The following is a 22805-nucleotide window of genomic DNA, read 5'->3' as shown; positions in this document are numbered from 1 at the left end:
AAGACTATCAGGGCTGTCAGGCGGCGTCTCGCTCGAACTGGTGGGTGAGCAGCGCATAGGCCGCCTCGGTCGTCGGCGCATCGGCGAGCATCTGGAGCTTGGCCTCGTCACGCGTCAGGCGCGAGATCGCGGCGAGCGCGTGGAGGTGGGTCGCCCCGGCATTCTCGGGCGAGACCAGGCCACACACCAGCGTGACGGGCAGCGCATCGGCGGCGGCAAAATCGATCGGCTGCTCAAGCCGGATTAGCGCGAGGCTCGGGCGGCGTGCGTCCTTGATGCGGCAATGCGGGATCGCCACCCCGCGCCCGAAGCCGGTGCTGCCCAGCGCTTCGCGCGCCTCGAGATTTTCCAGCACCGCGCTCTCGTCCAGCCCGTAGGCCTGCGAGAACAGCCTTGCGAGCGCCGCGAGCACCTTGGGCTTGCTGTCGATCTTGTCGAACAGAATCGCCTCCGGCGAAAGAGCGAGCGTAACATCCATTATGAGCGAATCCCGATTGAAAGTGCCAGCCTAGCGATCGAGTCCGGCCATTTCAGGGCGGCCGATGCCGCCATGATGCCGGGTCGATGCGCCCCTCCTGCTGCTGCCGTGTGAGCCTGTTGCCGATAGATGCCACCCTGCCGGGCGGCCGCTCCGTCACGATGCCGGCGCAGGCCCTATCGCGGTTCCACCCATCCGATTGAACCATCGGCGCGCCGATAAACCATATTATGCCGTCCCGTGCCAGCATTTTTGAAGAACAGCGCGGTGGTGTTCCTCAGATCCATCAGCATCACCGCATCGGCGACGGTGGCGGTGGGAATATCGACGCGGGTCTCGGCGATCACCAGCGGGGCATCGGCGACGACCTCTTCCTCCTCGTCCGCCTCGACGGCGAGGATGGTGTAGGCGGCCTCTTCTTCCTCGCGCGCGTGATCGGCCTGTTCGTGGCGATCGGTCAGGCGGCGCTTGTAGCGGCGCAGCTGCTTGTCGATCTTGGCGACGGCATCGTCGAGCGCGATGTGGGCATCATGCGCCTGCCCCTGCGCCTTGAGCACCAGCCCCTGCATCACGTGGGTGATGATATCGCAGGTGAAGGCACCGGCGGGCGCCCTGCCGAAGGTTACCTGACTGGACAGGGCCTTGTCGAAATACTTGTCGACAATCGCGCCGAGCCTTTCGCTTGCGTGTTCCTGCAGCGCCGCGCCGGTGTCCATCTGGTGGCCTGAAATGCGAATGTCCATAGATTCAATAGCCTCCCGTCCGAGATGAGGTTGCCGTGCATGGGGTGTGGTGCGGTGCGCGTCCTCCTTCAGCGCGTCCAGATCGCGTTTTCGATCCCGGCGACGAAGGCGCTGTGGCGCTCCAGCTCCGCCGCGCTGGGGGCGTGGGGGCGGGGCGGGCGCACCGGGCGCTCGGCCGGCGCCGTGCCGGTGGCGGTGATGGCGGTGGCGGGCAAGGCGGCGGCCGTCTCGCGCTCGGCGAGGCCAAGCCCGATCTGGCGTCCGCCGGTCAGCTCGACATAGACCTGCGCGAGCAGTTCGGCATCGAGCAGCGCCCCGTGCTTGACGCGGTGGCTGCGGTCGATCCCGTATCGGGTGCACAGCGCATCGAGCGAGTTCTTGGCGCCGGGGTGCTTTTTGCGGGCGAGCGCGACGGTATCGACCATCCGCTCTGCCGCGATCGGCGCACGGCCGATGCGTTCCAGTTCGGCGTTGAGGAAGCCGAAATCGAACCCGGCATTATGCGCGACCAGTAGGGAATCACCGAGGAATGCGAGCAGCTCGTCGGCCAATTCGGCAAAGCGCGGCTTGGTGGCGAGGAATTCGGCCGACAAACCATGCACCCGCTCGGCCTCGATCGGCATGTCGCGTTCGGGGTTGAAATAGGCGTGGAAGGTGCGGCCCGTTTCGACCCGGTCAACCATCTCGATACAGCCGATTTCCACCATCCGATCCCCCGTTCTGGGATCGAGCCCGGTGGTTTCGGTGTCGAAAATCACTTCCCGCATTTGCCGCACTATCGGCCCATGCCGCGCCGGTTGCAAGCGCTGCTTGCAATCAAAGCGAAGCAATCAGGTCCATCACCTGCGCGCGGGTTTGCTCGAGGCTGGTGCCGGTGTCGATGACGTGATCGGCGCGCTCGCGCTTGTGGCTGTCGTGCAGCTGAAGCCCGTGGATATGCTCGAACTTCTCGCGCGTCATGCCCGGGCGGGCGAGCACGCGCGCACGCTGCACCTCCTCCGGCGCGGAGACGACCACCACCATGTCGACCGCCTCGTGCCCGCCGCGTTCGAACAGCAGCGGAATGTCGAACACCACCGCGCGCTTGTCGCGATGGGCTTCGAGAAAGGCGGCGCGCTTGGCGGCGACCGCAGGGTGGACGATCGCCTCAAGCCGCGCCAGCGCGGCCTTGTCGGCGAAGACCTGATGGCCGAGCCGGTCACGGTCGACCCCCTCCGGGCCGGTCGATCCGGGGAAGGCGGCCTCGATCGCGGGGATGAGTTCGCCGCCCGGGCCCTGCATCGCGCGAACGGCGGCATCGGCATCGAACACAGGAATGCCCGCCTCGGCGAACATCGCCGCGACGGTGGACTTGCCCATCCCGATCGAGCCGGTGAGGCCAATGATTTTGGGACGGTTCATTGGGTCAGCAGCTCCCGCAATTCGGCATCGTGCTCGCGCGGGGCGGGCTGGCCGAAGAATCTCTCGAAGGCGACCGCCGCCTGGCCGATCAGCATGGCAAGGCCGTCGATGGTGCGGTGGCCTTTTGCACGCGCGCCTTGCAGGAAAGGCGTGTCGAGCGGGGCGGTGACGATGTCATAGGCAATGCTGCGCGGCGGCGCGTGGCTCCAGTCGAAAGCGAGCGGAGGCTGGCCCTGCATCCCGAGGCTGGAGGCGTTGACGATGAGGTCGAGGCACCCCTCGCGGTCATCGAAGGGGAAATCGGTCGGGTCGGCGAAATGGGCAAGGTCGATGGCGTGATGCGCACCCCTGCCGCCAAGTTCATCGAGCAGCGCGCGCGCCTTGGCCGGATCGCGCCCGGCGACCACCAGGGTGAAGCCTTCGCCCGCCAGCGCGGTGATGATCGCCCGCGCTGCCCCGCCGGTGCCGATGATGCGCGCCATGCGGAAATAGTGGGTCTGCGCGAGGTGCCTCGCCAGGGGTTCGAGGAAACCGGCGGCATCGGTGTTGGTCCCCGCCAGCGCCCCGTCGCCTCGCGCAAGAATGGTGTTGACCGCACCGATCGCATCGGCGGGCGGATCGATCCGGTCGAGCAGCGGCATCACCGCCTGCTTGTACGGCATAGTGACATTGCACCCGCGCCACAGCGGATCGGCGCGGCGTGCGGCGAGATAATCCGCCAAATCGCCGGGCCGGACGTGACAGGCACGATAATCGGCCGCGATCCCCAGCTTGGCGAGCCAGAAGCCATGGATCTTCGGCGATTTCGACTGCGCGATCGGATCGCCGATCACTTCTGCGTAGGGTTTCACGCGATCAGCATCCCTTCCGTGCGCAGCGCCCCGAGCAGAGGCAGCAGCGGCATGCCGAGCACGGTGAAGTGGTCACCCTCGATCGCCGAGAACAGCTGCACCCCCGGCCCCTCGATCCGGAAGGCGCCAACGGTGTGGCCGATCTCGGGCCATTCGAGGGCGAGATAGTGTTCGATGAAAGGCTCGGAAAGTGTGCGCACGTGCAGGCGGGCGATGCTGGCGTGGCGCCATACGCACCCACCCCCCCGCACCAGCGCGGCGGCGGAGTGAAGCTCCATGACCTTGCCCGAGAAGAACCGCAGATGCGCGCCCGCTTCCTCACGGCTGCGGGGTTTGTCGAAGCGGCGTCCGGCGCAGACCACCAGCGAATCCGAGCCCAGCACCAGCGCGTCCGGATGCAGCGCGGCGACCGCTGCCGCCTTGGCGACCGCCAGCGCCTCGGCCAGCGCGCCCGGCGCGGCGCCGGCCAGCCCGGCCTCGAGCGCACGCTCATCGATCGCGGCAGGGACGGCTTGATAGGCCACCCCCGCGGCATCGAGCATTGCCCGGCGCGAAGCAGATTTGCTCGCGAGAATCAATGGGATAGTCATATCGGCTTGGCCGTCCCCCCGATGCTCACCGGCTTGCGGACGCGCTCTTGCACAAGCCGGATGATCGCCGCCGCGGTCTCCTCGATCGAGCGGCGGGTGACATCGATCACCGGCCAGCCATTGTCAGCGAACATCCGCCGGGCGAATTGCAGCTCGGCCTTCACCCGCTCATTGTCGACATAGGCGGTCTCGGTCGCCTCGTTGAGCGAGAGCAGCCGGTTGCGGCGGATCTGCACCAGCCGTTCGGCGCTGGTGGTGAGGCCCACCACCAGCGGATGGCGCAGCCCGAAGAGCGCAGGCGGCGGCGGGCTTTCCGGCACCAGTGGGATATTGGCGACCTTGTAGCCCCGGTTGGCGAGATAGATCGACGTCGGCGTCTTGGACGAGCGCGACACGCCGACCAGCACGACATCAGCCTCTTCCCATTCCGCGCAGCCGATGCCGTCGTCATGGGCGATCGTGTACTGAATCGCTTCGACCCGCTTGAAATAGTCCTCGTCCATGGTGTGCTGGCGGCCGGGTCGACCATGGGCCTCCTGCCCGAGCTGGGCTTCGAGCGCGGCGGTGACCTGATCGAGCACCGGCACCGCGGGCAGTCCGAGGTGGCGGCAATGCTCCTCCAGCCGCTTGCGGGTTTCGGGATTGACCAGCGTGTAGAGCACGAGGCCCGGATGGGCAGCGAGATCGGGCACGATCCGGTCGAGATGCTGGAGCGAGCGCACCATCGGCCAGAAATGGCGGCTGACTTCGGGATCGTCGAACTGCGCCAGGGCAGCCTTGGCGATCATCTCCAGCGTCTCGCCGGTCGAATCCGATACAAGATGGAGATTGAGTCGGTTCATGCGCGAAGGGTCCGCCGCGGGCCTGTGGACAGGTGAAGGCATAAACCACGGGAACAATTGCCGGACAAGCTGCGGAGCGATTTTCCTGCCCGCTGGCAGGCTTTTCCTCGCGCGGTTTGCCCACACGTGACGCGCTGTGTCGACAGGCTGTGAAGAGTGAGGATAAAGCCTGCTTGACGTCCCATTCCAGCGGATTCGACGGGGGATTGAATCCTTTAGCCCGGGTGGGGGCAAGCGGGCAGAGACCGGCAATTCCCGCTTTCCACAGGGCCAACAGACCGCATCAGTCTCTTTTTAATTCGAATTGATTTGTTCTATGGAGCCCTATGCCCGGTCCGCTTCTCGCTACGCTCAAAGGTGTCCGCCAGGACGTTCCCCCCGTCTGGCTGATGCGCCAGGCAGGCCGCTATCTCCCTGAATACAGGGCGCTTCGTGCGCAGAAAGGGGGCTTCCTCGAACTGGTCTATGACAGCGAGGCGGCGGCCGAGATCACGGTGCAGCCGATCCGGCGTTTCGGGTTCGACGGGGCGATCCTGTTTTCCGACATCCTGATCGTGCCGCATGCAATGGGGCAGGGCCTCGCCTTCATGGCGGGCGAGGGGCCGAAGCTATCGCCGACGCTGCTGGAGGCGGGGCTGGACAGCTTCACCCCCGCCTTCGAGCGGTTCGCGCCGGTGTATGAAACCGTGCGCCTCACCCGCCAGCAGATCGGCCCGGCGGTGACGATGCTTGGCTTTGCGGGCAGCCCGTGGACGGTCGCGACCTACATGATCGCGGGTGAAGGCTCGAAGGACCATGGCCCGGCGCGGCTGCTGGCCTACCGCGATCCGGGGCAGATGCAGGCGATCATCGATGCCATCGTCGATGTTTCGGTGACCTATCTGCGCGGCCAGATCGATGCGGGGGCCGAAGCGGTGCAATTGTTCGATTCCTGGGCGGGGAGCCTTGCCCCCGACCAGTTCGAGAAGTGGGTGATCGCCCCCAATGCCGCGATCACCGCCAAGCTCAAACAGAGCCATCCCGACACGCCCGTGATCGGCTTTCCCAAGGGCGCCGGGGCGAAGCTGCCCGCCTATGCGCGCGAAACCGGGGTGGATGCGGTGGGCCTTGACGAGACGCTCGATCCCTTGTGGGCGCACCAGAGCCTGCCAGCTGGAATGCCGGTGCAGGGCAATCTCGATCCGCTGCTCTTGGAAGCCGGCGGTCCGGCGCTTGTCGAGCGGGTCAAGACCATCATCGCCGCCTTCGCGGATCGTCCGCACGTCTTCAACCTTGGTCATGGGATCGGCCAGCACACGCCGATTGCCCATGTCGAGCAATTGCTCGCAGCGCTGAGAGGGTAGGCCCGCAATGCAATCGACGCTCCTCCTGATCTATCCCTTTCTCAAGATCGGCCATGTGATCTTCATGGTGTTCTGGATGGCCGGCCTGTTCATGCTGCCGCGCCAGTGCATCTACATGCTCGATCATGCGCCGGGCTCGCCGGGCGAGGCCAAGTGGGCCACCCGGATGGGCAAATTGCGCAAGATCATCCTCACCCCCAGCCTGATCATCGTCTGGGTGCTGGGGCTGACGATGGCGATCGCGATGGGCTTCTTCAGCGAGGGCTGGTTCCACGCCAAGCTCACCTTCGTGCTGGCGATGACAGGCTTCCACGGCTGGCTGGTGGCGCAGACCAGGAAGATGGCGCGGGGCGAGCGTCCGCTTTCCGAGAGCACCTTGCGGATGATCGGCGAGCTGCCGGGTGTGCTGCTGGTGCTGATCGTGGCGCTGGTCTATCTCAAGCCATTCTGAGGGCAGGGCCAAGGCGTCCCCGCATTTCCGCGATTGACCGCGCGTGCGCGGGCTTCTATCTCGGCGAAACCTTTCCGGTAGCCGGAGCGTGATCGCGCTCCACCACGGTCTGCTTTCTCCAAGCCCGGCCCTGCCAATCGGGGCACCGCTTCACCAAGCGGGACTGACCATCCGGCCCATTCAAGACTTTCGGAACACCACCAGATGCACCTTAAAGACCTCAAGCGAAAGACCCCGGCCGAACTGGTCGCGATGGCGGAGGAACTGGGCGTGGAAGGCGCTTCAACCATGCGCCGCCAGGACCTGCTGTTCTCGATCCTGCGCGAACTGGCCGAGGACGAGGAATATGAAGAAAAGATCATGGGCATCGGCACCATCGAGGTGCTGCAGGACGGTTTCGGCTTCCTGCGTTCGCCCGAGGCGAACTATCTGGCCGGGCCGGATGATATCTACGTCTCGCCCAATCAGGTGCGCCGCTGGGGCCTGCGCACCGGCGACACGGTGGAAGGCGAAATCCGCGCGCCGCGCGATGGCGAGCGCTATTTCGCGTTGACCAGCCTGGTGAAAGTCAATTTCGACGATCCCGAAGCCTTGCGCCTGCGCACCAATTTCGACAACCTCACCCCGCTCTACCCGGACGAGAAACTGCGGCTCGACACGCTCGATCCGACGGTGAAGGACAAGAGCGCGCGTGTGATCGACATCATCGCCCCGCAGGGCAAGGGCCAACGCGCGCTGATCGTCGCCCCGCCGCGCACCGGCAAGACGGTGCTGTTGCAGAACATCGCCAAGGCGATCACCGACAACCACCCGGAAGTCTTCCTGATCGTGCTCTTGGTCGACGAGCGCCCCGAGGAAGTCACCGACATGCAGCGTTCGGTCAAGGGCGAGGTCGTCTCCTCGACCTTCGACGAACCCGCGCAGCGCCACGTGCAGGTGGCGGAAATGGTGATCGAGAAGGCCAAGCGCTTGGTCGAGCACAAGCATGACGTGGTGATCTTGCTCGACTCGATCACCCGCCTCGGCCGGGCTTACAACACGGTCGTGCCTTCCTCGGGCAAGGTGCTGACCGGCGGTGTCGATGCCAACGCGCTCCAGCGGCCCAAGCGCTTCTTCGGCGCGGCGCGCAACATCGAGGAGGGCGGCAGCCTGTCGATCATCGCCACCGCGCTGATCGACACCGGCAGCCGCATGGACGAGGTCATCTTCGAAGAGTTCAAGGGCACCGGCAACAGCGAAATCGTGCTCGATCGCAAGGTCGCCGACAAGCGCATCTTCCCGGCGCTCGATGTCGGCAAGTCCGGCACCCGCAAGGAAGAACTGCTGGTGGGCAAGGACCACCTTTCCAAGATGTGGGTGCTGCGCCGGATCCTGATGCAGATGGGCACGGTGGACGCGATGGAATTCCTGCTCGACAAGATGAAGGATTCCAAGACCAACGAAGACTTCTTCAATACGATGAACCAGTAGGTTAGCATGCGACCGGGCCATGGGATCGGCCCGCAGCGACAGGCGTTGAGGGACGGGACGACGTGCTAAGCCAATATCTCTATATCAGCACCGCACCGACCTTGCCGCGCGAGGAGGTCGATGCGATCCTTGCCACCAGTGCGCGCAACAATCCGGCGCGCGGGATCACCGGGCTGCTGCTGTTCAACGGGCGCAACTTTCTCCAGCTGCTCGAAGGCGAGGAAAGCCAGGTCAATGCGCTGATGGAAACGATCTTCGCCGATCCGCGGCACAGCGGGGTCTCGGTGCTCGATCGGCGCACGATCGCCGAGCGCACCTGCCCCGACTGGGCGATGAAGCGGGTGATGATCGCCGAAAGCATCGCCTCGCGCCGCGAGATGCTCGAACGCGAGCTGCCCGAAGGCCTCGATCCCGAGGTCCGCAAGATGATCGTCAACTTCGCGGTGCTGAATTAGGCGCCTTGGCCCTTGGCCTTGGCGAGCTGCGCGGCCATCAGCTCCCAGACCTTGTTGATCGCCTTCAGCGGTCGCACCATCACCTTGAAATCGGTGATTTTGCCCTCCGGACTCCAGCGGATGATATCCACGCCGTTGATCACGATCCCGTCGATCTCGGTGACGAATTCGAGCATCATTTCCTCGCCATCCACCAGTTCGCGGACATAGCGGAAGCTGTCATTGCCGAGCACCTGGGCGGCAGCGATCAGGTAAGCCATGACGATCGGCTTGCCGGCCTGCGGGGTGTGCACCACCGGCGAGTGGAACACGCAATCATCGGCGATGAGGGCGGAGAGCGCAGCGGCATCGCCCACGCTCTCCATATAGGCATGCCAGCGCGCGAGGTTGGCGGTGCCGGTCACGCGAGAGCTTCGGCGAAGAAGGCCGCGGTGCGGCTGTCGGCCAGGTTGGCGGCGTCTTCCACCCGGCGCTTGCCATGCTCGGTGGCAAAGCCGTGATCGAGCCCTTCGTAGTCATACAGCGTCACGCGCGGGTGATCGTCGAGCGCGCTGTGCATCGCCGCCTGCGTTTCGGGCGGGACGAAGCCGTCGGCCGTGGGGATGTGCAGCATCAGCGGCTTGGCGATGGCGTGCTTTTCGCCCAGCAGGGCGTCAATGCCGACGCCGTAGTAGCCGACACTCGCGTCGATATCGGTGCGCGCGGCGGTCATGAAGGCGAGCCGGCCGCCGAGGCAGTAGCCGACACAGCCGACCTTGGCGACGCCGAGGGTGCGGCGGATGTGGTGGATCGTCGCCTCGATGTCGCGAATGCCTGTATCCTGATCAAATTTCCCCATCCATTCAAGGGCTTCGTTAAATTCCGCCGGGACATCGGGATCGAGTTCGATACCGGGCTTGAGCCGCCAGAACAGGTCGGGCGCGACCGCCAGCCAGCCTTCGGCGGCGAGTTTGTCGCACTTCTGGCGGATGCCGGGGTTCACCCCGAAGATCTCCTGAATGACGATGATCGCACCCCTCGGCGTGCCAGCTGGGCGCGCGACATAGGCGCCGAAGCTGGCATTGCCTTCGAGGGTGGGAATGGTCTCATTGAGGCTCATGGTCTCTTTCTCCGGCTGGTTTGCGCTTGCAGGCCGCTGTCCTATCTCTTGCCTTGCGCGGCTGCCAAGCCCAAATGAGACAGGTGCGCGCGCGAGAGGAGGGCGAGGCCCGATGAAGATCACCATTGAAGTCGATTGCACGCCCGAGGAGGCCCGCAGCTTCCTCGGCCTGCCGGATGTCTCGGCGGCAAACTCGGTCTATGTCGACAAGCTCACCAAGGCGATGCAGGGCGTTTCCAATCCGGCGCAGATGGCGGAATATGCGCAGGCGCTCGCGCCGATGGGCCAGATGGGGCTCAAGCTGTTTCAGAGCTTCGTTGAAGGCGGGATGAAGGCCGCTGCGGGCGGCGCTTCCGAAGGCAGGGGGGCGAAGGCCTCCGAATAATCCCTGATGCGCCCGCCGCCGACCATCTTCGCGCTTTCGAGCGGCGCGCCGCCTGCGGGCATCGGGGTGGTGCGGGTGTCGGGGCCGCGCGCGGGCGAGGCCTTGGCGAGCCTCGTGGGCAGGCTGCCCGAACCGCGCCGCGCGGTGCTGGCGAAGTTGCGCGATGCCTCGGGAGCCTTGCTCGACGAGGCGCTGGTGCTGTGGTTTCCGGGGCCGCACAGCGCAACGGGCGAGGATCTTGCGGAACTGCATTGTCACGGCGGTCGTGCGGTGATTGCCGCGGTCGAGGCCGCGCTGGCGCTTTTGCCGAACACCCGCCGGGCCGAGCCGGGCGAGTTCACCCGGCGCGCCTTTGCCAATGGCCGGATCGATCTTGCCGAAGCCGAGGCACTGGGCGATCTGCTCGCGGCCGAGACCGAGCTTCAGCGCGCCGCCGCCCTCGCCAACGCCAGCGGGGCGCTGTCGCGGCAGGTCGAAGCCTGGCGCGAGCGGGTGCTCTTGCTGTCTGCCGAGGTGGAAGGCGTGCTCGATTTCTCCGATGAGGAGGATGCCGCCGATCTCCCCGAATGTTTCACGTGGAACATTGGCGCGCTGGCGGAGGAGCTGGGCGAATGGCTTGCCCGCCCGCGCTCCGAACGGTTGGGGGAAGGCTTTCGCGTGGTGCTCGCCGGGCCGCCCAATGCCGGCAAATCGACGCTGTTCAACGCGCTGGTCGAGAGCGAGGCGGCGATCACCTCGCCTATCGCGGGCACGACGCGCGATGTGATCGAGCGCAGTGTGGCGATCGACGGGGTGCCGTTCACCTTCGTCGATACCGCGGGCCTGCGCGCGACGGCCGAGGCGGATGCGATCGAGGCGATCGGGATTGCCCGCGCCGCCACCGAGCTGGCCCGGGCGGATGTGGTGCTGTGGCTCGGCCCCGAGGGCGAGGGGCCGGAAGCCGCATGGGAAGTGGCCGCACAATCGGACCGGGAGGGGTTTATCCCCAAGCCCGCGGCGCGCTTCACGCTGTCGGCGACGACGGGACAGGGGGTGGCGGCGCTCAAGCGGGCGCTGGTCGAGACCGCGCGCGAGGCGCTGCCGAAGCCCGGTGAGGCGGCGCTCAACGCGCGCCAACATGCGCGGTTGTCCGAAGCGGTCGCGGCGCTCGCGCGCGCCAAGGCCTTGTCCGACCCCCTGCTGGTGGCCGAAGAACTGCGCCACGCGCGCCTTGCCTTCGATCGCCTCGTCGGCCGCGCCACCACCGAGGACATGCTCGACACCCTCTTCGGACGCTTCTGCATCGGCAAGTGATCAGCGGCGCAATGTTTCACGTGAAACATTGGCGCGTGTGACCTTGCGAATGTTTCACGTGAAACATTCGCGGGCAAGCGCCGGTCGCGCGCAGCCAAATCCGCTTTGACGATCCCCGCACCAGGGCCTATCTGCGCGGCCATGCATTCCTTCGACGTGCTTGTCATCGGCGGCGGTCACGCCGGGGTGGAGGCTGCCTGCGCGGCAGCCCGCATGGGTGCACGCACCGCGCTGGTTTCGTTCGATCTCGACGCCATCGGCGCGATGAGCTGCAATCCGGCGATCGGTGGGCTGGGCAAGGGACATCTCGTGCGCGAGGTCGACGCGCTCGACGGCGTGATCGGTCTTGCGGCGGACGCGGGCGCGATTCACTACCGGATGCTCAATCGCTCCAAGGGCAGCGCGGTCTGGGGCCCGCGGGTGCAGGCGGACCGGGTGCGGTTCAAGGCGGCGGTGCAGGCGATGGTGCGCGCGCAGGCCAATCTCACCCTGGTGCAGGGCGAGGCGGCGGCGCTGGTGCTGAAGGGCGGGGCGGTGGCCGGGCTGGAACTCGCCGAGGGCACCATGCTGGAAGCGGGCCGTGTCGTGCTGTGCACCGGCACTTTCCTCGGCGGGGTGCTGTTCCGCGGCGAGGAGCGCTTCGTGGGCGGGCGCATCGGCGAGAACGCCGCCCAGCGCCTTGCCCGGCAGCTGCGCGAGGCAGCGCTGCCGATGGCCCGGCTCAAGACGGGCACGCCCCCGCGTCTCGATGGCCGGACGATCGATTGGGCGGTGCTCGAAGAGCAGCCCTCCGATGATGAGAGCTGGACCATGTCGCCGCTCACCCCCAGGCGGCGCAATCCGCAAATCTTTTGCGCGATCACCCGCACCACCCAGGCAGGGCACGACGCGATCCGCGCCAATCTCCACCGCTCGCCGCTGTTCTCAGGCGCGATTGCGGCCGCGGGGCCGCGCTATTGCCCCTCGATCGAGGACAAGATCCACCGGTTTGGCGACCGCGACGGGCATCAGGTGTTCCTCGAGCCGGAGGGGCTCGATACCCATCTGGTTTATCCCAACGGCATCAGCACCTCGCTTCCGGTCGATGTCCAGGAGACGGTGGTGCGCACCATGCCGGGCTGCGCGCGGGCGGTGATCGTGCAACCCGGCTATGCGGTGGAGTACGACCACATCGATCCGCGCGCGCTGACGCCCGATCTGCAGGTGCGGGCGATCCCCGGGCTCTATTGCGCCGGGCAGATCAACGGCACCACCGGATACGAGGAAGCGGCCGCCCAGGGCTTGGTCGCTGGGCTTGAGGCGGCCGCTGCGGCGCTCGGCAAAGAGGCCCCGCAGCTCGATCGGGCCAACAGCTATATTGCGGTGATGATTGATGATTTGACCCTTCAGGGCGTGTCCGAGCCATACCGAATGCTGACCGCGCGCGCGGAATATCGCCTGCGGCTGCGCGCCAACAATGCCGCGACCCGCCTGACGGGACTGGGTATTGCCGCGGGGTGTGTGGGTGAGGAGCGTCGGCGCTGGTGGGAGCGGCGCGAGGAGGTGCGGCAAATGTTTCACGTGAAACATTCGCAGAAGGTCCACGCCCGCGAACTCGCCGAACGCGGCCTGCCGGTGCGGCGCGATCATGGCGAAAAGCCGCTGTCCGAATGGCTGCGCCATGACGGGGTCACCCTTGACGCGCTGGCGCCCTGGCTGGCCGAGATCACCGCGCTCGACCCGCTGCTCGCCGAGGAAATGGCCGAGGATGCGGCCTATGCCCCCTACCTTGCCCGCCAGGATGCCGAATTGCGCGATCTGCGGGCGAGTGAGGCGCTGCCGCTTCCTGCGGGATTTCCCTATGCCGAGGTGCCCGGACTCTCCAACGAGATGGTCGAGCGTCTCACCAAGGCGGCGCCCCGAACGCTGGCGGCTGCCGGGCGGGTTCCCGGCGTGACGCCGGCAGCGCTCGCGGCATTGCTCGTCCATGCGCGGCGCCGGCAGGCCGGATGATTCGCACCGAAGAGGAAGCCCGAGCCTATCTCGCCGGTCTGACCGACGCGGCGGGGATGGCGCGGCTGGAAACCTTTGCTGCGCTGGTGCTGGCGGAGAACCAGCGTCAGAACCTCATCGCCAAGGCCACCGAGCCGCATGTCTGGCAGCGCCACATCGCAGATTCGGCGCAGCTGATCGAAAATGTTTCACGTGAAACATTGGGGCCGAACGCGCAGGGCCCGTGGCTCGATCTTGGCAGCGGGCCGGGTTTTCCCGGTCTGGTGATCGCGGCGCTGTGCCCCGCCATGCCGGTGGTGCTGGTCGAATCCCGTGCGCGCCGGGTGGAATTCCTCGAAACCGCGATTGCCGCGCTCGATCTGAAGAAGTGCCGGGTTGAAGGTCAACGGCTTGAGCGGGTTACACCCTTCCCCGCACGCGCCATTTCGGCACGCGCATTTGCGCCATTGCCCAAACTTCTGGCCTTGTCCGCACCCTTCTCCACAAGGCAGACCGCCTATGTGTTGCCCAAGGGACGTTCGGCGGCGCAGGAGTTGGAGGCGCTCAAGCCTTCGATTCGGGCAATGTTTCACGTGAAACATTCCTTGACCGATCCCGACGCGGGAATCATTGTGAAGGCCTGACACGCGCAAGAACTTGCGGGATCCGCACGCGGGAAGGACAGAACGGGCCATGCTGACCATCGCGATTGCCAATCAGAAGGGCGGAGTGGGCAAGACCACCACTGCGATCAATATCGCCACGGCGATGGCGGCGACGGGGTGGCGCACCTTGCTGATCGATCTTGATCCGCAGGGCAATGCCTCGACCGGCCTGGGCGTCCATGCCGCCGCGCGCGCGGTTTCGAGCTATGATCTGCTGGTCGACGGGGTTGCGCTCGAAGAGGCCATCATCCCGACCAGCATTCCGCGCCTCGACATCGTTCCGGCAACGGTCGATCTGTCGGGGGCGGAGGTCGAGTTGGTCGCGGTGGAAGAGCGCACCGCACGGCTGCGGCATGCGCTGGAGCACCACAAGGGCCACGACATTGCCTTCATCGATTGCCCGCCCTCGCTCGGCCTGCTGACGCTCAATGCGCTGTGCGCCGCGGATACGCTGCTGGTGCCGTTGCAGTGCGAATTCTTCGCGCTCGAAGGGCTTTCCCAGCTGCTCCAGACGGTCGACCAGGTGCAGCAGCGCTTCAACCCGCGTCTCGGGATCATCGGTGTGGCGCTGACCATGTTCGACCGTCGCAACCGCTTGACCGATCAGGTCTCCGAAGACGTGCGCGATTGCCTCGGCAAGCTGGTCTTCGACACGGTGATCCCGCGCAACGTCCGCCTGTCCGAGGCGCCCAGCCACGGGCTTCCCGCGCTGGTCTATGACCAGCACTGCACCGGCAGCCGCGCCTATATGTCGCTGGCGCGCGAGCTGATCGGTCGCTTTCCCGCCGAAAGACAGGCCGCATGACTGAGAATACGACACAACCGATGGAAATTTCCTCGCTTTCGCGTCCCTCGACCGAGAAGCCACGGCGGCTCGGCAAGGGCCTAGGCGCGCTTTTGGGTGAAACCCGGCGCGAAGAGCCGCTGGTGCGGCGTGAGGATGCGGCCCCAGCCCCCGGCGCGGAGGGCACGGCGCTGCGGATGCTGGCGCTGGCGACGATCAAGCCGCTGCCGGGCAACCCGCGCAAGCACTTCGATGAGGCCGCGCTCGCCGAGCTCGCGGCCTCGATCGCCACGCGCGGGGTGATTCAGCCGATCATCGTTCGTCCGCATCCTGAAGGGACCGGATACCAGCTGGTCGCGGGTGAACGGCGCTGGCGGGCGGCGCAGAAGGCGCGGCTGCACGAGATCCCGGCGCTGGTGCGCGATCTGTCCGATCGTGAAGTGATGGCGCTGGCGCTGATCGAGAACCTGCAGCGCGAGGATCTCAGCCCGGTCGAGGAAGCGCGCGCCTATCATCGGCTGGCCGAGCAGGAAGGCATGATCCAGGTCGACATCGCCAAGATGGTCGAAAAGTCGCGCAGCCATGTCGCCAACATGATGCGCCTGATGACGCTGCCGGAACGGGTGCTCGACCTGGTCGATCGCGGCCAGCTGTCGATCGGCCACGCGCGCGCCTTGATCGGTCGCGACGATGCGATCGAGCTGGCCGAAATCGCGGTGCAGCAAGGCCTGTCGGTCCGCGAAGTCGAGACATTGACCCGCGATCCGGCCAAGCGTCCCGCCGCGGCGTCCAAGCCACGCGGGCAGGAGCCGTCGGAGAATGCCGATATCCTCGCGGTCCAACAACATCTCGAGGAATTTCTTGGTCTTGGCGTGAAGATCAGGCCTGATGCCGATCCGCGCAAAGGCACGATCACGATCCGCTACACCACGCTCGACCAGCTCGATCTGGTGTGTCAGCGCCTCACCGGCGGCGAGTTCTGAGGCAGCGCGTCACGCCCTGAGGCCACCAGCCGCCGCAATCGTGCGGCGCAACGCTCTGGGGTTTGCCTCTGCCGCCGATGCGGCAGGCAAATGGCCTAGTTGCCGCCCTTGATCATCTTGGGTGAAGGCGCGCGGATGGTGCGTGCGGCGCCGGGGACGGTGTAGGTCTCCTCGCGCACGGTCTCGCGCTCGACGACCTGCTGTGGAACCTCGCTGCGCACCGCCACCATCACCATCGGCGGCGGGGCGTAGGCATAGGCATAGGCATAGGCCGGGTAGGGGTAGGCGTAGGAATATTGGGCCGGGTAGGGCGCATAGGCGATCTCGCGGCTGGCAAGGCGGTGGCCGGGCGTGCCGTACTGGCCGAGGTAGGCATCGAGCGCGGCTTCGCAGTCGTAGCGGGCATCCTCCTTGCCGTTGAACAGGCTGCCGAGCAGGCCGCCGATCAGTCCGCCGCCGCCGACGCCGAGCACGGTCCCGAGCACACGGTCGCCCGCGCCGGCGATTTCATAGCCGGCAAATCCGCCGGCCAGCGCGCCGAGCAGCCCCCCGATGATCGTGCCGGTATCATCCTTGCTGCGGCCCGCGGTGCGGCGGCGGCATTCCTCGAGCCACTGATCGCGCTCGAAAACCACCGGCGCGGGAGCATAGGCGAGCTGCGGGGCGTAGCCGCGGGGATGGCCCTGCGCAGAGGGCGCGGGTGATTCGATCCGGCGGGTGCGGGTGATGGTTTCGACCCCGTCGATGATCTCCCGCGTCTCGGTCACCGTGCTGCGGACGGGCGCGGTGCGATATTCGGGCGGAAGGCTGCGGACCTCGGCTTCGCTCAGCGGCGCGAGCGGTGGCATATCGCCCTCATCCTGCGCGCTCGCCGTCGCGGGAAGGGCGAGCGCCAGCGCGGCGAGCGAAAGAGTGGGCAGCAGTTTCGACATGGCAATTTCCCCTCGGTCAGCCGGGCGCGGCGGATGGTTGGCGTGAGCCTACCATCGAGTCGCATCACACCCAAAGCGATGGTGGACGCGCTGTCCCGTTTCGGGAAACTTGCCCTGCCGAGCTTGTCAGATCCGCGGCGAAAGCAGCGCCGCCAGAGCGGTGATCCCTTCCGTATCCGCCGTGGTGAAACGGGCCGGGGAAGGGCTGTCGAGATCGATCACCGCGATCACCGCGCCATCGCGCAGCACGGGAACCACCAGTTCCGACCGGCTCGCCGCGTCGCAGGCGATGTGGCCGGGGAAGGCGTGGACATCGGCGACAAGTTGCGCCGCGCGACTTTGCGCAGCCGTGCCGCACACGCCCTTGCCGAAGGGAATGCGGATGCAGGCGGGCCGCCCGACAAAGGGCCCGAGCACCAGTTCGCTTGCTGCGCCATCCCTGGTCGGGGCGACGCGGTAGAACCCGGCCCAGTTGAGATCGGGCAGGAACGCCCACAGGAGTGCCGCGACATTGGCCATGTTGGCCACTGCGTCGGGTTCCCCCGCGGTCAGCGCGTCGGCCGCGTCGAGCAATTCGCGGTAGCGTTCGGATGCAGTGGTAGCGGTGGGTGTGAAGTCATACATGGCACGGCCGGCCTTCGCAGCTTGTGTGTTGCCGCCGGGGCGTGGCGGCTCTATCCCTCCCTCATGGCAATCTTCCGCAAAATCGCAATCGCCCTTGGGGTCATTCTGGTGCTGGCCGCCGGGGGGTTCTGGTTCATCACCCGCGGCGACACCGCCGATCTCCCGCTCGAGGCTGTCACCGGCACCGATCCGGTGTTGCAGGAGGCCGATCCACAGTCCTTCCCGACCGTCGAGATCGCCGAGCCGGTGGGCTGGAAGGCGGGCGAGGCGCCGACTCCGGCCGAAGGGCTGGAGGTGAAACGCTTTGCCGAGGGGTTGGACCATCCGCGCGTGCTTTACGCCCTGCCCAATGGCGATGTGCTGGTGGCACTGACCCGCGCGCCCAAGGCCGAGGGTGACAGCGGCGGCGGGATCATGGCCAGGATCGAGGGCTGGATTGCCGCGCGGCTGTTCGAGAAGGCTGGCTCGGCCGGCGCATCGCCCAACCAGATCGTGCTGCTGCGCGACGAGGACGGCAACGGCTCCGCCGAAAAGCAGGCGGTGATCCTCGAGAAGGGTCTGGATTCGCCCTCGGGCATGAGCTGGCGCGACGGCACGCTCTATGTTGCCAATCACAACGCCTTGCTGGCCTTCCCCTATACCCTCGGCAGCGAGAAAGTGAGCGGCGCGCCGCGCAAGCTCATGGATCTGCCCGCAGGCGGCAACCACTGGATGCGCAACATCGAGATCGCACCCGATGGCAAGCGCCTGTTCATCGCGGTCGGCTCGGCCAGCAATATCGGCGAACGCGGCATGACGGCCGAGCAGGGCCGGGCGATGATCTGGGAATACAATCTTGAATCCGATCGCCAGCGCCCCTTCGCCATGGGCCTGCGCAATCCGAACGGGATGGATTTCAGCCCCTGGACCGGCGAGCTGTGGACCACGGTCAACGAGCGCGACATGCTCGGTTCGGATCTGGTGCCCGATTACCTCACCAATGTGCCGGTGGGCGCGCATTACGGCTGGCCGTGGATCTATTACCGGAACAATTTCGACCGCCGGGTCGAGGAGCCGATGCCCCGGTTCCTGCAGGAATACACCCGCAACCCGCAATTTGCGCTAGGGCCGCACGTGGCCGCGCTGGGCCTGGTGTTTGCCAAGCAGGGCCATGTGATGGGCAGCAGGTTTGCCCAAGGCGCCTTCATCGCCCGCCACGGTTCGTGGAACCGCAAGCCGCCTTCGGGCTATGACGTGATCTATGTCGCCTTCGACAAGTTCGGCAACCCGGTCGGCCAGCCGATCCCGGTGCTGACCGGGTTCCTCAAGGGCGATGGCACCACGCGCGGGCGTCCGACCTGGGTGGAGTGGGCCGGTGACGGGGCGCTGCTGGTGTCCGACGATACGGCGAGGATCATCTGGCGGGTGCGTTCGCCTTCGGCTTCGCCGGCTGCGGGCATCGCCCCGCTCAAGAGCGAACGCCTGCCGCCCCGGCGCGAATTGCGCGATCCGCGCGCGAGCTTCGAGGAGGATTACCTGCGCAAGAGCGCAGGGTCGATCAATTAGAGCCTGAGGCCCGCACGCCCGGCAATTTCGGTGGCGAATTGCAGCGCGGTGCGGCCCGAGCGATTGCCGCGCTGGATGGCAAAGGCCATCGCCTCCTCGACATCGAAGGCCAGCCCGAGCGGGGCGAGGTAGCTCGCCAGAATCGCGAGATAGGTGTCCTTGTCCGCCGGGTGGAAGCCCAGTGTCAGCCCGAAACGGTCAGCCAGCGCCAGCGCGTCGTCGCGCTCGTCGCGTTCGTGCAAGGCCGCGCCGGGATCCTCGCGCGTGACAATCGCGCGGCGATTGGCAGTGACGACGACCCGGACATGCGGCGGGCGCGGCACGATCCCGCCGTCGAGCAGGCTCCGCAAGGCGAGCATCTCCGCCCGTGCCTCGGCGTCGAAACCGAGGTCGTCGATAAACAGCAGGAAGACGCGGCTTTGCCCGGCCAGTTCGGCGATCAGAGCGGGAAAGGTCGGCAGGGTGCCGGGCGCGAGCTGCACGAGGGCCAGCGCGTCGGTCTCCCTTTGCACATCGGCCACCGCCGCGCGCACCAGGGCCGACTTGCCCATCCCACGCGCGCCCCACAGCAGCGCATCATGCGCCGCCGCACCGTTTGCGAGCCGGGCGCAGTTGCCCCGCAGCGCATGCTTTTGCGGCTCGATCCCGTGCAGCGCGGCCAGGGGCAGGGCATCGAGCACCGGCACTGCCCGCGCCCTTGCGCCCTCCCACAAATAGGCGGGATGTGCGCGCCAGTCGGTCGGCGCTGGGGAGGCGGGCGCGAGCCGTTCGAGCGCGGCGGCAATGCGGGCGAGTTCGCCCTCCTTCTCCATCTCAGCCGACCAGCGCCGCAGCGGGCAGGGCGTAGAGCAGATCTGCCCCCGCGGTTGCCCCCGCCTTGAGGCCCGCGGCCTCGGGCACGATCCTCTCGAGGAAGAAGCGCACCGTCACCGGCTTGGTTGCGGCGAGTTCCGGGGCTGCGCCCGCGGCGACCGCCTTGGCCTGCTTCATCAGCTGCCACCCGGCCACCGCAACCGCGGCCATGGTGCAGAACGGCACGCTGCCCGCGAGACGATCGTCAAGGCTCGCCTCGTCGCGCATCCACCGCGCGATCCGGGCGCAGTCCTGCGCCAGCGCGGCAAGCGCGGGTTCACCGCCGGCTTCGGCGCGGATGGTCTCGAACAGCCGCACCAGCGCCTCGCCGCCCTCCAGCCCCAGCTTGCGGGTGACGAGGTCGGCGGCCTGAATCCCGTTGGTGCCTTCGTAGATCGGGGCGATGCGCGAATCCCGCCAGTGCTGGGCGGCGCCGGTTTCCTCGACGAAGCCCATCCCGCCGTGGATCTGGATGCCCAGCCCCGCGACTTCAACGCCCACGTCCGTGCCCCATGCCTTGAGCATCGGCACCAGCAGCTCCGCACGGGTCTTGGCCGCCTCGTCGCCGAGGTTCCCACGGTCGACCTGTCCGGCGCAATAGTAGAGCAACGCGCGGGCGCCTTCGGTCAGCGCCTTCATCCGCAGGATCATGCGGCGCACGTCCGGGTGTTCGATGATCGCCACCGGCGTCCTGTCGGGTGAGCCGGCGCGGGCCGACTGCACGCGGGTCTGGGCATAGGCGAGCGCCTGCTGGGTCGCCCGCTCGCCGATCTGCACGCCCTGATTGCCGACATTGATGCGCGCATTGTTCATCATCGTGAACATCGCTGCGAGGCCCTTGTTGGGCGCGCCGACCAGCTCGCCGATGCATTCGCCATTGTCGCCATAGCTCATCACGCAGGTGGGTGAGGCGTTGATGCCGAGCTTGTGTTCGAGGCTGACACAGCGCAGATCGTTCCTGGGGCCGAGGCTGCCGTCGGCGTTGACGTGATACTTGGGAACCACGAAGAGCGAGATCCCGCGCGAGCCTTCCGGCGCACCCGGCAGGCGGGCGAGGACAAGGTGGATGATGTTCTCCGCCAGATCGTGCTCACCCCAGGTGATGTAGATTTTCTGGCCGTTGATCCGATATTTGCCGGCGAGGGGGCCGGCTTCGATCGGGGTTGCGGTGGATCGCAGCGCGCCGACATCGCTGCCCGCGGCAGGCTCGGTAAGGTTCATCGTGCCCGACCACTTCCCGCTGACGAGATTGGGCAAATACATCGCCTGCTGCGCCGGCGAGCCGTGATGCTCGAGCGCTTCGATCGCCCCGACGCTGAGCATCGGGAGCAGGGTGAAGGCCATGTTGGCCGCGCCGAGGTTCTCCAGCACGTTGCACGCGAGAATGAAGGGCAGCCCCTGTCCGCCATGCGCCACCGGCGAGGCGATGGCGTTCCAGCCCTGCGCGACATAGGCCTTGTAGGCGGCCTCGAAGCCTTGCGGAAGGCGCACGCGGCCATTCTCCAGCTTGGCGCCTTCGAGATCGCCGATCCGGTTGAGCGGCGCGAATTCGCCCGCCGCGAACTGGCCCACGCCTGCGACGATGGCCTCGACGAGGTCGGCTTCGGCATGGGCGAAGCGTTCGGTCTGCGCCAGCTCGTCGATTCCGGCATTGACGCGGATGGCGAGCAATTGGTCGGCGGTCGGCGGGGTGAAAGGGGTCACTTCGGGGGCGTCCTTGCGAATGGAAATTGCCCCTGCACTTGGCAGGGCGGCGAATCGAATATAGCGCCCGGGCATGAGCGGCAAGAACGTTACGGCAGTGGTGGCCGCCGGGCCTGAAGGGATCGCGCAGGCCGCGCGTTGCCTCGAAACCGGCGGGTTGGTGGCGGTGCCGACCGAGACGGTTTACGGCCTCGCGGCGCGGGCCGACCGGCCTGAGGCGGTGGCGAAGATCTACGCCGCCAAGGGGCGGCCGGACTTCAATCCGCTGATCGTCCATGTTGCGGGGCTGGAGCAGGCAGCGCGCTATGCCGAATTCTCCGATGCCGCGCGCGCGCTGGCCGAGGCGCATTGGCCCGGCCCGCTGACACTGGTGCTGCCGCGCCGCGCCGATGCCGCTCTGGCGGCGGCGGTGACTGCGGGCCTGCCGACCGTTGCGCTGCGCGCCCCAGCCCACCCGGCAATGCGCGCGCTGCTGGCGGCGGTCGAATTCCCGCTCGCCGCGCCGTCCGCCAACCGTTCAGGCTTCATCAGCCCGACTTGCGCCGCGCATGTGCTCGCCTCGCTCGACGGGCGGATCGACATGGTGCTCGATGGCGGGCCGACCACCGCTGGCGTGGAATCCACCATCGTTGCGGTGCGCGCCGACGGCAGCGTCGAGGAGCTGCGCCCCGGGCCGCTGGCGGTGGGGGTGCAGGCGATCGGCGGGAGCATCGAGGCCCCGGGCCAGCTCGCCAGCCACTATGCGCCGGGCAAGCCGCTGCGACTCAACGCGCGCGCGGCCGAAGCGGATGAATTCCTGATCGGGTTCGGCAGCGTGCGCGGTGACTGCACGCTGTCGGCGCGCGGTGACGTCAATGAGGCAGCTGCGAGGCTCTATGCGGCCCTTCACGAGGCCGCTCGCGCCCCGCAGCCCCGAATCGCGGTTGCTCCCGTGCCGGACCACGGCGTGGGACGGGCGATCAACGACCGGCTGCGGCGGGCGGCGGCCTAGTCGTCGTCCGGTTCCACCGGCACGCCCGGCATCAGCGCCTTCTGCTCGGCGCGAATCGCCTGGGCCTTGTCGCAGGCGGCGTCATCGCCGTTCCCGCAGCGCTCCATCGCCTTGGCATAATCGCGTTCGAGACGGCCGAGCCGTTCCTCGCGCTGGCGAATTTCCCGCCCGCGCTTCTCGTCTGCCTCGGACTGGCTGGTGGTTGCCGCATCGACCCCGGCACTGACGGCTTTCACCGGCAGGGTGACGACATCCACCGCGGCGCGGGCAAGACAGCCCTGGAGGGCGAGCGAGGCGAGACCAAGGGCCAGAAGCTGGGAGGTGCGCATGATCCGGCTATCTCGCGCGCCGCC

The 22805-nt window shown here is 67.1% G+C and carries 26 protein-coding genes; 12 read left to right on the top strand and 14 right to left on the bottom strand.

From position 1 onward, the window contains the following. Positions 1-16: 16 nt before the first annotated feature. From BZF61_RS06290 to BZF61_RS06260, 7 genes are all read right to left on the bottom strand, one after another. A complete protein-coding gene (locus BZF61_RS06290; RefSeq protein WP_086617818.1) occupies positions 17-478 on the bottom strand; it encodes a PTS sugar transporter subunit IIA in 462 nt (153 codons plus the stop codon). 176 nt (positions 479-654) lie between these two features. Further along, complete coding sequence (gene hpf, locus BZF61_RS06285) at positions 655-1221, bottom strand: ribosome hibernation-promoting factor, HPF/YfiA family (protein ID WP_086617817.1); 567 nt, start codon at positions 1219-1221, stop codon at positions 655-657. A gap of 68 nt (positions 1222-1289) precedes the next feature. Then, positions 1290-1988: a DNA polymerase III subunit epsilon gene (gene dnaQ / locus BZF61_RS06280; RefSeq protein WP_086617815.1), complete on the bottom strand. Its 699-nt coding sequence runs from the start codon at positions 1986-1988 to the stop codon at positions 1290-1292. A gap of 49 nt (positions 1989-2037) precedes the next feature. After that, positions 2038-2622, bottom strand: a complete 585-nt coding sequence (coaE, locus tag BZF61_RS06275; protein ID WP_086617814.1) for a dephospho-CoA kinase — start codon at positions 2620-2622, stop codon at positions 2038-2040. Then, entirely contained in the window at positions 2619-3473 is an 855-nt protein-coding gene (gene aroE, locus BZF61_RS06270) for a shikimate dehydrogenase (RefSeq protein ID WP_086617812.1), read from the bottom strand. The genes coaE and aroE overlap by 4 nt, the downstream gene beginning before the upstream one ends. Next, the gene (locus BZF61_RS06265; RefSeq protein WP_425429606.1) at positions 3470-4015 is read right to left on the bottom strand and encodes a Maf family protein; all 546 of its coding nucleotides are present in this window, start codon (positions 4013-4015) and stop codon (positions 3470-3472) included. The genes aroE and BZF61_RS06265 overlap by 4 nt, the downstream gene beginning before the upstream one ends. Positions 4016-4059: 44 nt before the next feature. Next, the gene (locus BZF61_RS06260) at positions 4060-4905 is read right to left on the bottom strand and encodes a pyruvate, water dikinase regulatory protein (protein ID WP_086617809.1); all 846 of its coding nucleotides are present in this window, start codon (positions 4903-4905) and stop codon (positions 4060-4062) included. Between the two features lie 326 nt (positions 4906-5231). On the opposite strand from BZF61_RS06260, the gene hemE reads away from it, so the two are divergent. The 4 genes from hemE (at position 5232) to BZF61_RS06240 (ending at position 8624) form a co-directional block, all read left to right on the top strand. Then, on the top strand, positions 5232-6248 hold the full coding sequence (gene hemE / locus BZF61_RS06255) for a uroporphyrinogen decarboxylase (RefSeq protein ID WP_086617808.1): 1017 nt from the start codon (positions 5232-5234) through the stop codon (positions 6246-6248). 7 nt (positions 6249-6255) lie between these two features. Beyond that, positions 6256-6699 carry a CopD family protein gene (locus tag BZF61_RS06250; RefSeq protein WP_086617806.1) on the top strand — a complete coding sequence of 148 codons (444 nt, stop codon included), beginning with the start codon at positions 6256-6258 and terminating at the stop codon, positions 6697-6699. Between the two features lie 204 nt (positions 6700-6903). After that, a complete protein-coding gene (rho, locus tag BZF61_RS06245; RefSeq protein ID WP_086617805.1) occupies positions 6904-8169 on the top strand; it encodes a transcription termination factor Rho in 1266 nt (421 codons plus the stop codon). A gap of 62 nt (positions 8170-8231) precedes the next feature. After that, positions 8232-8624, top strand: coding sequence for a BLUF domain-containing protein (locus BZF61_RS06240; protein ID WP_086617803.1), 393 nt, complete (start codon positions 8232-8234; stop codon positions 8622-8624). On the opposite strand, the gene BZF61_RS06235 is transcribed toward BZF61_RS06240, so the two are convergent. Both BZF61_RS06235 and BZF61_RS06230 read right to left on the bottom strand, forming a co-directional pair. After that, on the bottom strand, positions 8621-8989 hold the full coding sequence (locus BZF61_RS06235) for a nuclear transport factor 2 family protein (protein WP_086618003.1): 369 nt from the start codon (positions 8987-8989) through the stop codon (positions 8621-8623). The genes BZF61_RS06240 and BZF61_RS06235 overlap by 4 nt on opposite strands. A 35-nt stretch (positions 8990-9024) precedes the next feature. After that, positions 9025-9723, bottom strand: coding sequence for a dienelactone hydrolase family protein (locus tag BZF61_RS06230; RefSeq protein WP_086617802.1), 699 nt, complete (start codon positions 9721-9723; stop codon positions 9025-9027). Positions 9724-9835: 112 nt separating this feature from the next. Here BZF61_RS06230 and BZF61_RS06225 point away from each other — a divergent pair, with 112 nt between their 5' ends. From BZF61_RS06225 to BZF61_RS06200, 6 genes are all read left to right on the top strand, one after another. Beyond that, positions 9836-10108, top strand: coding sequence for a DUF6489 family protein (locus BZF61_RS06225; RefSeq protein WP_086617800.1), 273 nt, complete (start codon positions 9836-9838; stop codon positions 10106-10108). A 6-nt stretch (positions 10109-10114) separates the two neighbouring features. Next, on the top strand, positions 10115-11401 hold the full coding sequence (gene mnmE / locus BZF61_RS06220) for a tRNA uridine-5-carboxymethylaminomethyl(34) synthesis GTPase MnmE (RefSeq protein WP_086617799.1): 1287 nt from the start codon (positions 10115-10117) through the stop codon (positions 11399-11401). Positions 11402-11542: 141 nt separating this feature from the next. Then, positions 11543-13393: a tRNA uridine-5-carboxymethylaminomethyl(34) synthesis enzyme MnmG gene (gene mnmG, locus BZF61_RS06215; protein ID WP_086617797.1), complete on the top strand. Its 1851-nt coding sequence runs from the start codon at positions 11543-11545 to the stop codon at positions 13391-13393. Continuing rightward, the gene (rsmG, locus tag BZF61_RS06210) at positions 13390-14016 is read left to right on the top strand and encodes a 16S rRNA (guanine(527)-N(7))-methyltransferase RsmG (RefSeq protein ID WP_086617796.1); all 627 of its coding nucleotides are present in this window, start codon (positions 13390-13392) and stop codon (positions 14014-14016) included. Before mnmG ends, rsmG begins: the two co-directional genes overlap by 4 nt. Positions 14017-14065: 49 nt before the next feature. Continuing rightward, positions 14066-14842: a ParA family protein gene (locus tag BZF61_RS06205; protein WP_086617794.1), complete on the top strand. Its 777-nt coding sequence runs from the start codon at positions 14066-14068 to the stop codon at positions 14840-14842. Beyond that, positions 14839-15804 carry a ParB/RepB/Spo0J family partition protein gene (locus BZF61_RS06200; RefSeq protein ID WP_086617793.1) on the top strand — a complete coding sequence of 322 codons (966 nt, stop codon included), beginning with the start codon at positions 14839-14841 and terminating at the stop codon, positions 15802-15804. The genes BZF61_RS06205 and BZF61_RS06200 overlap by 4 nt, the downstream gene beginning before the upstream one ends. A 95-nt stretch (positions 15805-15899) precedes the next feature. Here the strand turns inward: BZF61_RS06200 and BZF61_RS06195 are convergent, their stop codons facing one another. Beyond that, entirely contained in the window at positions 15900-16736 is an 837-nt protein-coding gene (locus tag BZF61_RS06195) for a hypothetical protein (RefSeq protein WP_086617791.1), read from the bottom strand. A 126-nt stretch (positions 16737-16862) separates the two neighbouring features. Beyond that, positions 16863-17360 (bottom strand): GAF domain-containing protein, encoded by a 498-nt coding sequence (locus BZF61_RS06190; protein WP_086617790.1) that lies wholly within the window; start codon positions 17358-17360, stop codon positions 16863-16865. A 63-nt stretch (positions 17361-17423) separates the two neighbouring features. Between BZF61_RS06190 and BZF61_RS06185 the strand changes: the two genes are divergently transcribed. Then, the gene (locus BZF61_RS06185; protein WP_086617788.1) at positions 17424-18905 is read left to right on the top strand and encodes a PQQ-dependent sugar dehydrogenase; all 1482 of its coding nucleotides are present in this window, start codon (positions 17424-17426) and stop codon (positions 18903-18905) included. Here BZF61_RS06185 and BZF61_RS06180 read toward each other — a convergent pair. Together BZF61_RS06180 and BZF61_RS06175 are read right to left on the bottom strand one after the other, a co-directional pair. Further along, on the bottom strand, positions 18902-19717 hold the full coding sequence (locus BZF61_RS06180; RefSeq protein ID WP_086617787.1) for a DUF815 domain-containing protein: 816 nt from the start codon (positions 19715-19717) through the stop codon (positions 18902-18904). The genes BZF61_RS06185 and BZF61_RS06180 overlap by 4 nt on opposite strands. A 1-nt stretch (position 19718) precedes the next feature. Further along, positions 19719-21461: an acyl-CoA dehydrogenase family protein gene (locus BZF61_RS06175; protein ID WP_086618002.1), complete on the bottom strand. Its 1743-nt coding sequence runs from the start codon at positions 21459-21461 to the stop codon at positions 19719-19721. A 73-nt stretch (positions 21462-21534) separates the two neighbouring features. Here BZF61_RS06175 and BZF61_RS06170 point away from each other — a divergent pair, with 73 nt between their 5' ends. Beyond that, positions 21535-22452, top strand: a complete 918-nt coding sequence (locus BZF61_RS06170; protein WP_086617785.1) for an L-threonylcarbamoyladenylate synthase — start codon at positions 21535-21537, stop codon at positions 22450-22452. Here the strand turns inward: BZF61_RS06170 and BZF61_RS06165 are convergent. Beyond that, on the bottom strand, positions 22449-22781 hold the full coding sequence (locus tag BZF61_RS06165; protein ID WP_086617784.1) for a hypothetical protein: 333 nt from the start codon (positions 22779-22781) through the stop codon (positions 22449-22451). The two genes, BZF61_RS06170 and BZF61_RS06165, sit on opposite strands and share 4 nt — an antisense overlap. Positions 22782-22805: the final 24 nt, after the last annotated feature.

This window comes from Erythrobacter tepidarius (genome assembly GCF_002155695.1).
Lineage (GTDB): Bacteria > Pseudomonadota > Alphaproteobacteria > Sphingomonadales > Sphingomonadaceae > Erythrobacter > Erythrobacter tepidarius.
The sequence above is the reverse complement of the archived record's forward strand: the minus strand, read 5'-3'. Positions and strand labels throughout refer to the sequence as shown.

Coding starts and splice junctions, on each gene's coding strand:
- BZF61_RS06290 (WP_086617818.1), bottom strand. CDS start 478: ATGGATGTTACGCTCGCTCTTTCGCCGGAGGCGATTCTGTTCGACAAG.
- hpf (WP_086617817.1), bottom strand. CDS start 1,221: ATGGACATTCGCATTTCAGGCCACCAGATGGACACCGGCGCGGCGCTG.
- dnaQ (WP_086617815.1), bottom strand. CDS start 1,988: ATGCGGGAAGTGATTTTCGACACCGAAACCACCGGGCTCGATCCCAGA.
- coaE (WP_086617814.1), bottom strand. CDS start 2,622: ATGAACCGTCCCAAAATCATTGGCCTCACCGGCTCGATCGGGATGGGC.
- BZF61_RS06265 (WP_425429606.1), bottom strand. CDS start 4,015: ATGCTCGATGCCGCGGGGGTGGCCTATCAAGCCGTCCCTGCCGCGATC.
- BZF61_RS06260 (WP_086617809.1), bottom strand. CDS start 4,905: ATGAACCGACTCAATCTCCATCTTGTATCGGATTCGACCGGCGAGACG.
- hemE (WP_086617808.1), top strand. CDS start 5,232: ATGCCCGGTCCGCTTCTCGCTACGCTCAAAGGTGTCCGCCAGGACGTT.
- BZF61_RS06250 (WP_086617806.1), top strand. CDS start 6,256: ATGCAATCGACGCTCCTCCTGATCTATCCCTTTCTCAAGATCGGCCAT.
- rho (WP_086617805.1), top strand. CDS start 6,904: ATGCACCTTAAAGACCTCAAGCGAAAGACCCCGGCCGAACTGGTCGCG.
- BZF61_RS06235 (WP_086618003.1), bottom strand. CDS start 8,989: ATGGAGAGCGTGGGCGATGCCGCTGCGCTCTCCGCCCTCATCGCCGAT.
- BZF61_RS06230 (WP_086617802.1), bottom strand. CDS start 9,723: ATGAGCCTCAATGAGACCATTCCCACCCTCGAAGGCAATGCCAGCTTC.
- BZF61_RS06225 (WP_086617800.1), top strand. CDS start 9,836: ATGAAGATCACCATTGAAGTCGATTGCACGCCCGAGGAGGCCCGCAGC.
- mnmE (WP_086617799.1), top strand. CDS start 10,115: ATGCGCCCGCCGCCGACCATCTTCGCGCTTTCGAGCGGCGCGCCGCCT.
- mnmG (WP_086617797.1), top strand. CDS start 11,543: ATGCATTCCTTCGACGTGCTTGTCATCGGCGGCGGTCACGCCGGGGTG.
- rsmG (WP_086617796.1), top strand. CDS start 13,390: ATGATTCGCACCGAAGAGGAAGCCCGAGCCTATCTCGCCGGTCTGACC.
- BZF61_RS06205 (WP_086617794.1), top strand. CDS start 14,066: ATGCTGACCATCGCGATTGCCAATCAGAAGGGCGGAGTGGGCAAGACC.
- BZF61_RS06200 (WP_086617793.1), top strand. CDS start 14,839: ATGACTGAGAATACGACACAACCGATGGAAATTTCCTCGCTTTCGCGT.
- BZF61_RS06195 (WP_086617791.1), bottom strand. CDS start 16,736: ATGTCGAAACTGCTGCCCACTCTTTCGCTCGCCGCGCTGGCGCTCGCC.
- BZF61_RS06190 (WP_086617790.1), bottom strand. CDS start 17,360: ATGTATGACTTCACACCCACCGCTACCACTGCATCCGAACGCTACCGC.
- BZF61_RS06185 (WP_086617788.1), top strand. CDS start 17,424: ATGGCAATCTTCCGCAAAATCGCAATCGCCCTTGGGGTCATTCTGGTG.
- BZF61_RS06180 (WP_086617787.1), bottom strand. CDS start 19,717: ATGGAGAAGGAGGGCGAACTCGCCCGCATTGCCGCCGCGCTCGAACGG.
- BZF61_RS06170 (WP_086617785.1), top strand. CDS start 21,535: ATGAGCGGCAAGAACGTTACGGCAGTGGTGGCCGCCGGGCCTGAAGGG.
- BZF61_RS06165 (WP_086617784.1), bottom strand. CDS start 22,781: ATGCGCACCTCCCAGCTTCTGGCCCTTGGTCTCGCCTCGCTCGCCCTC.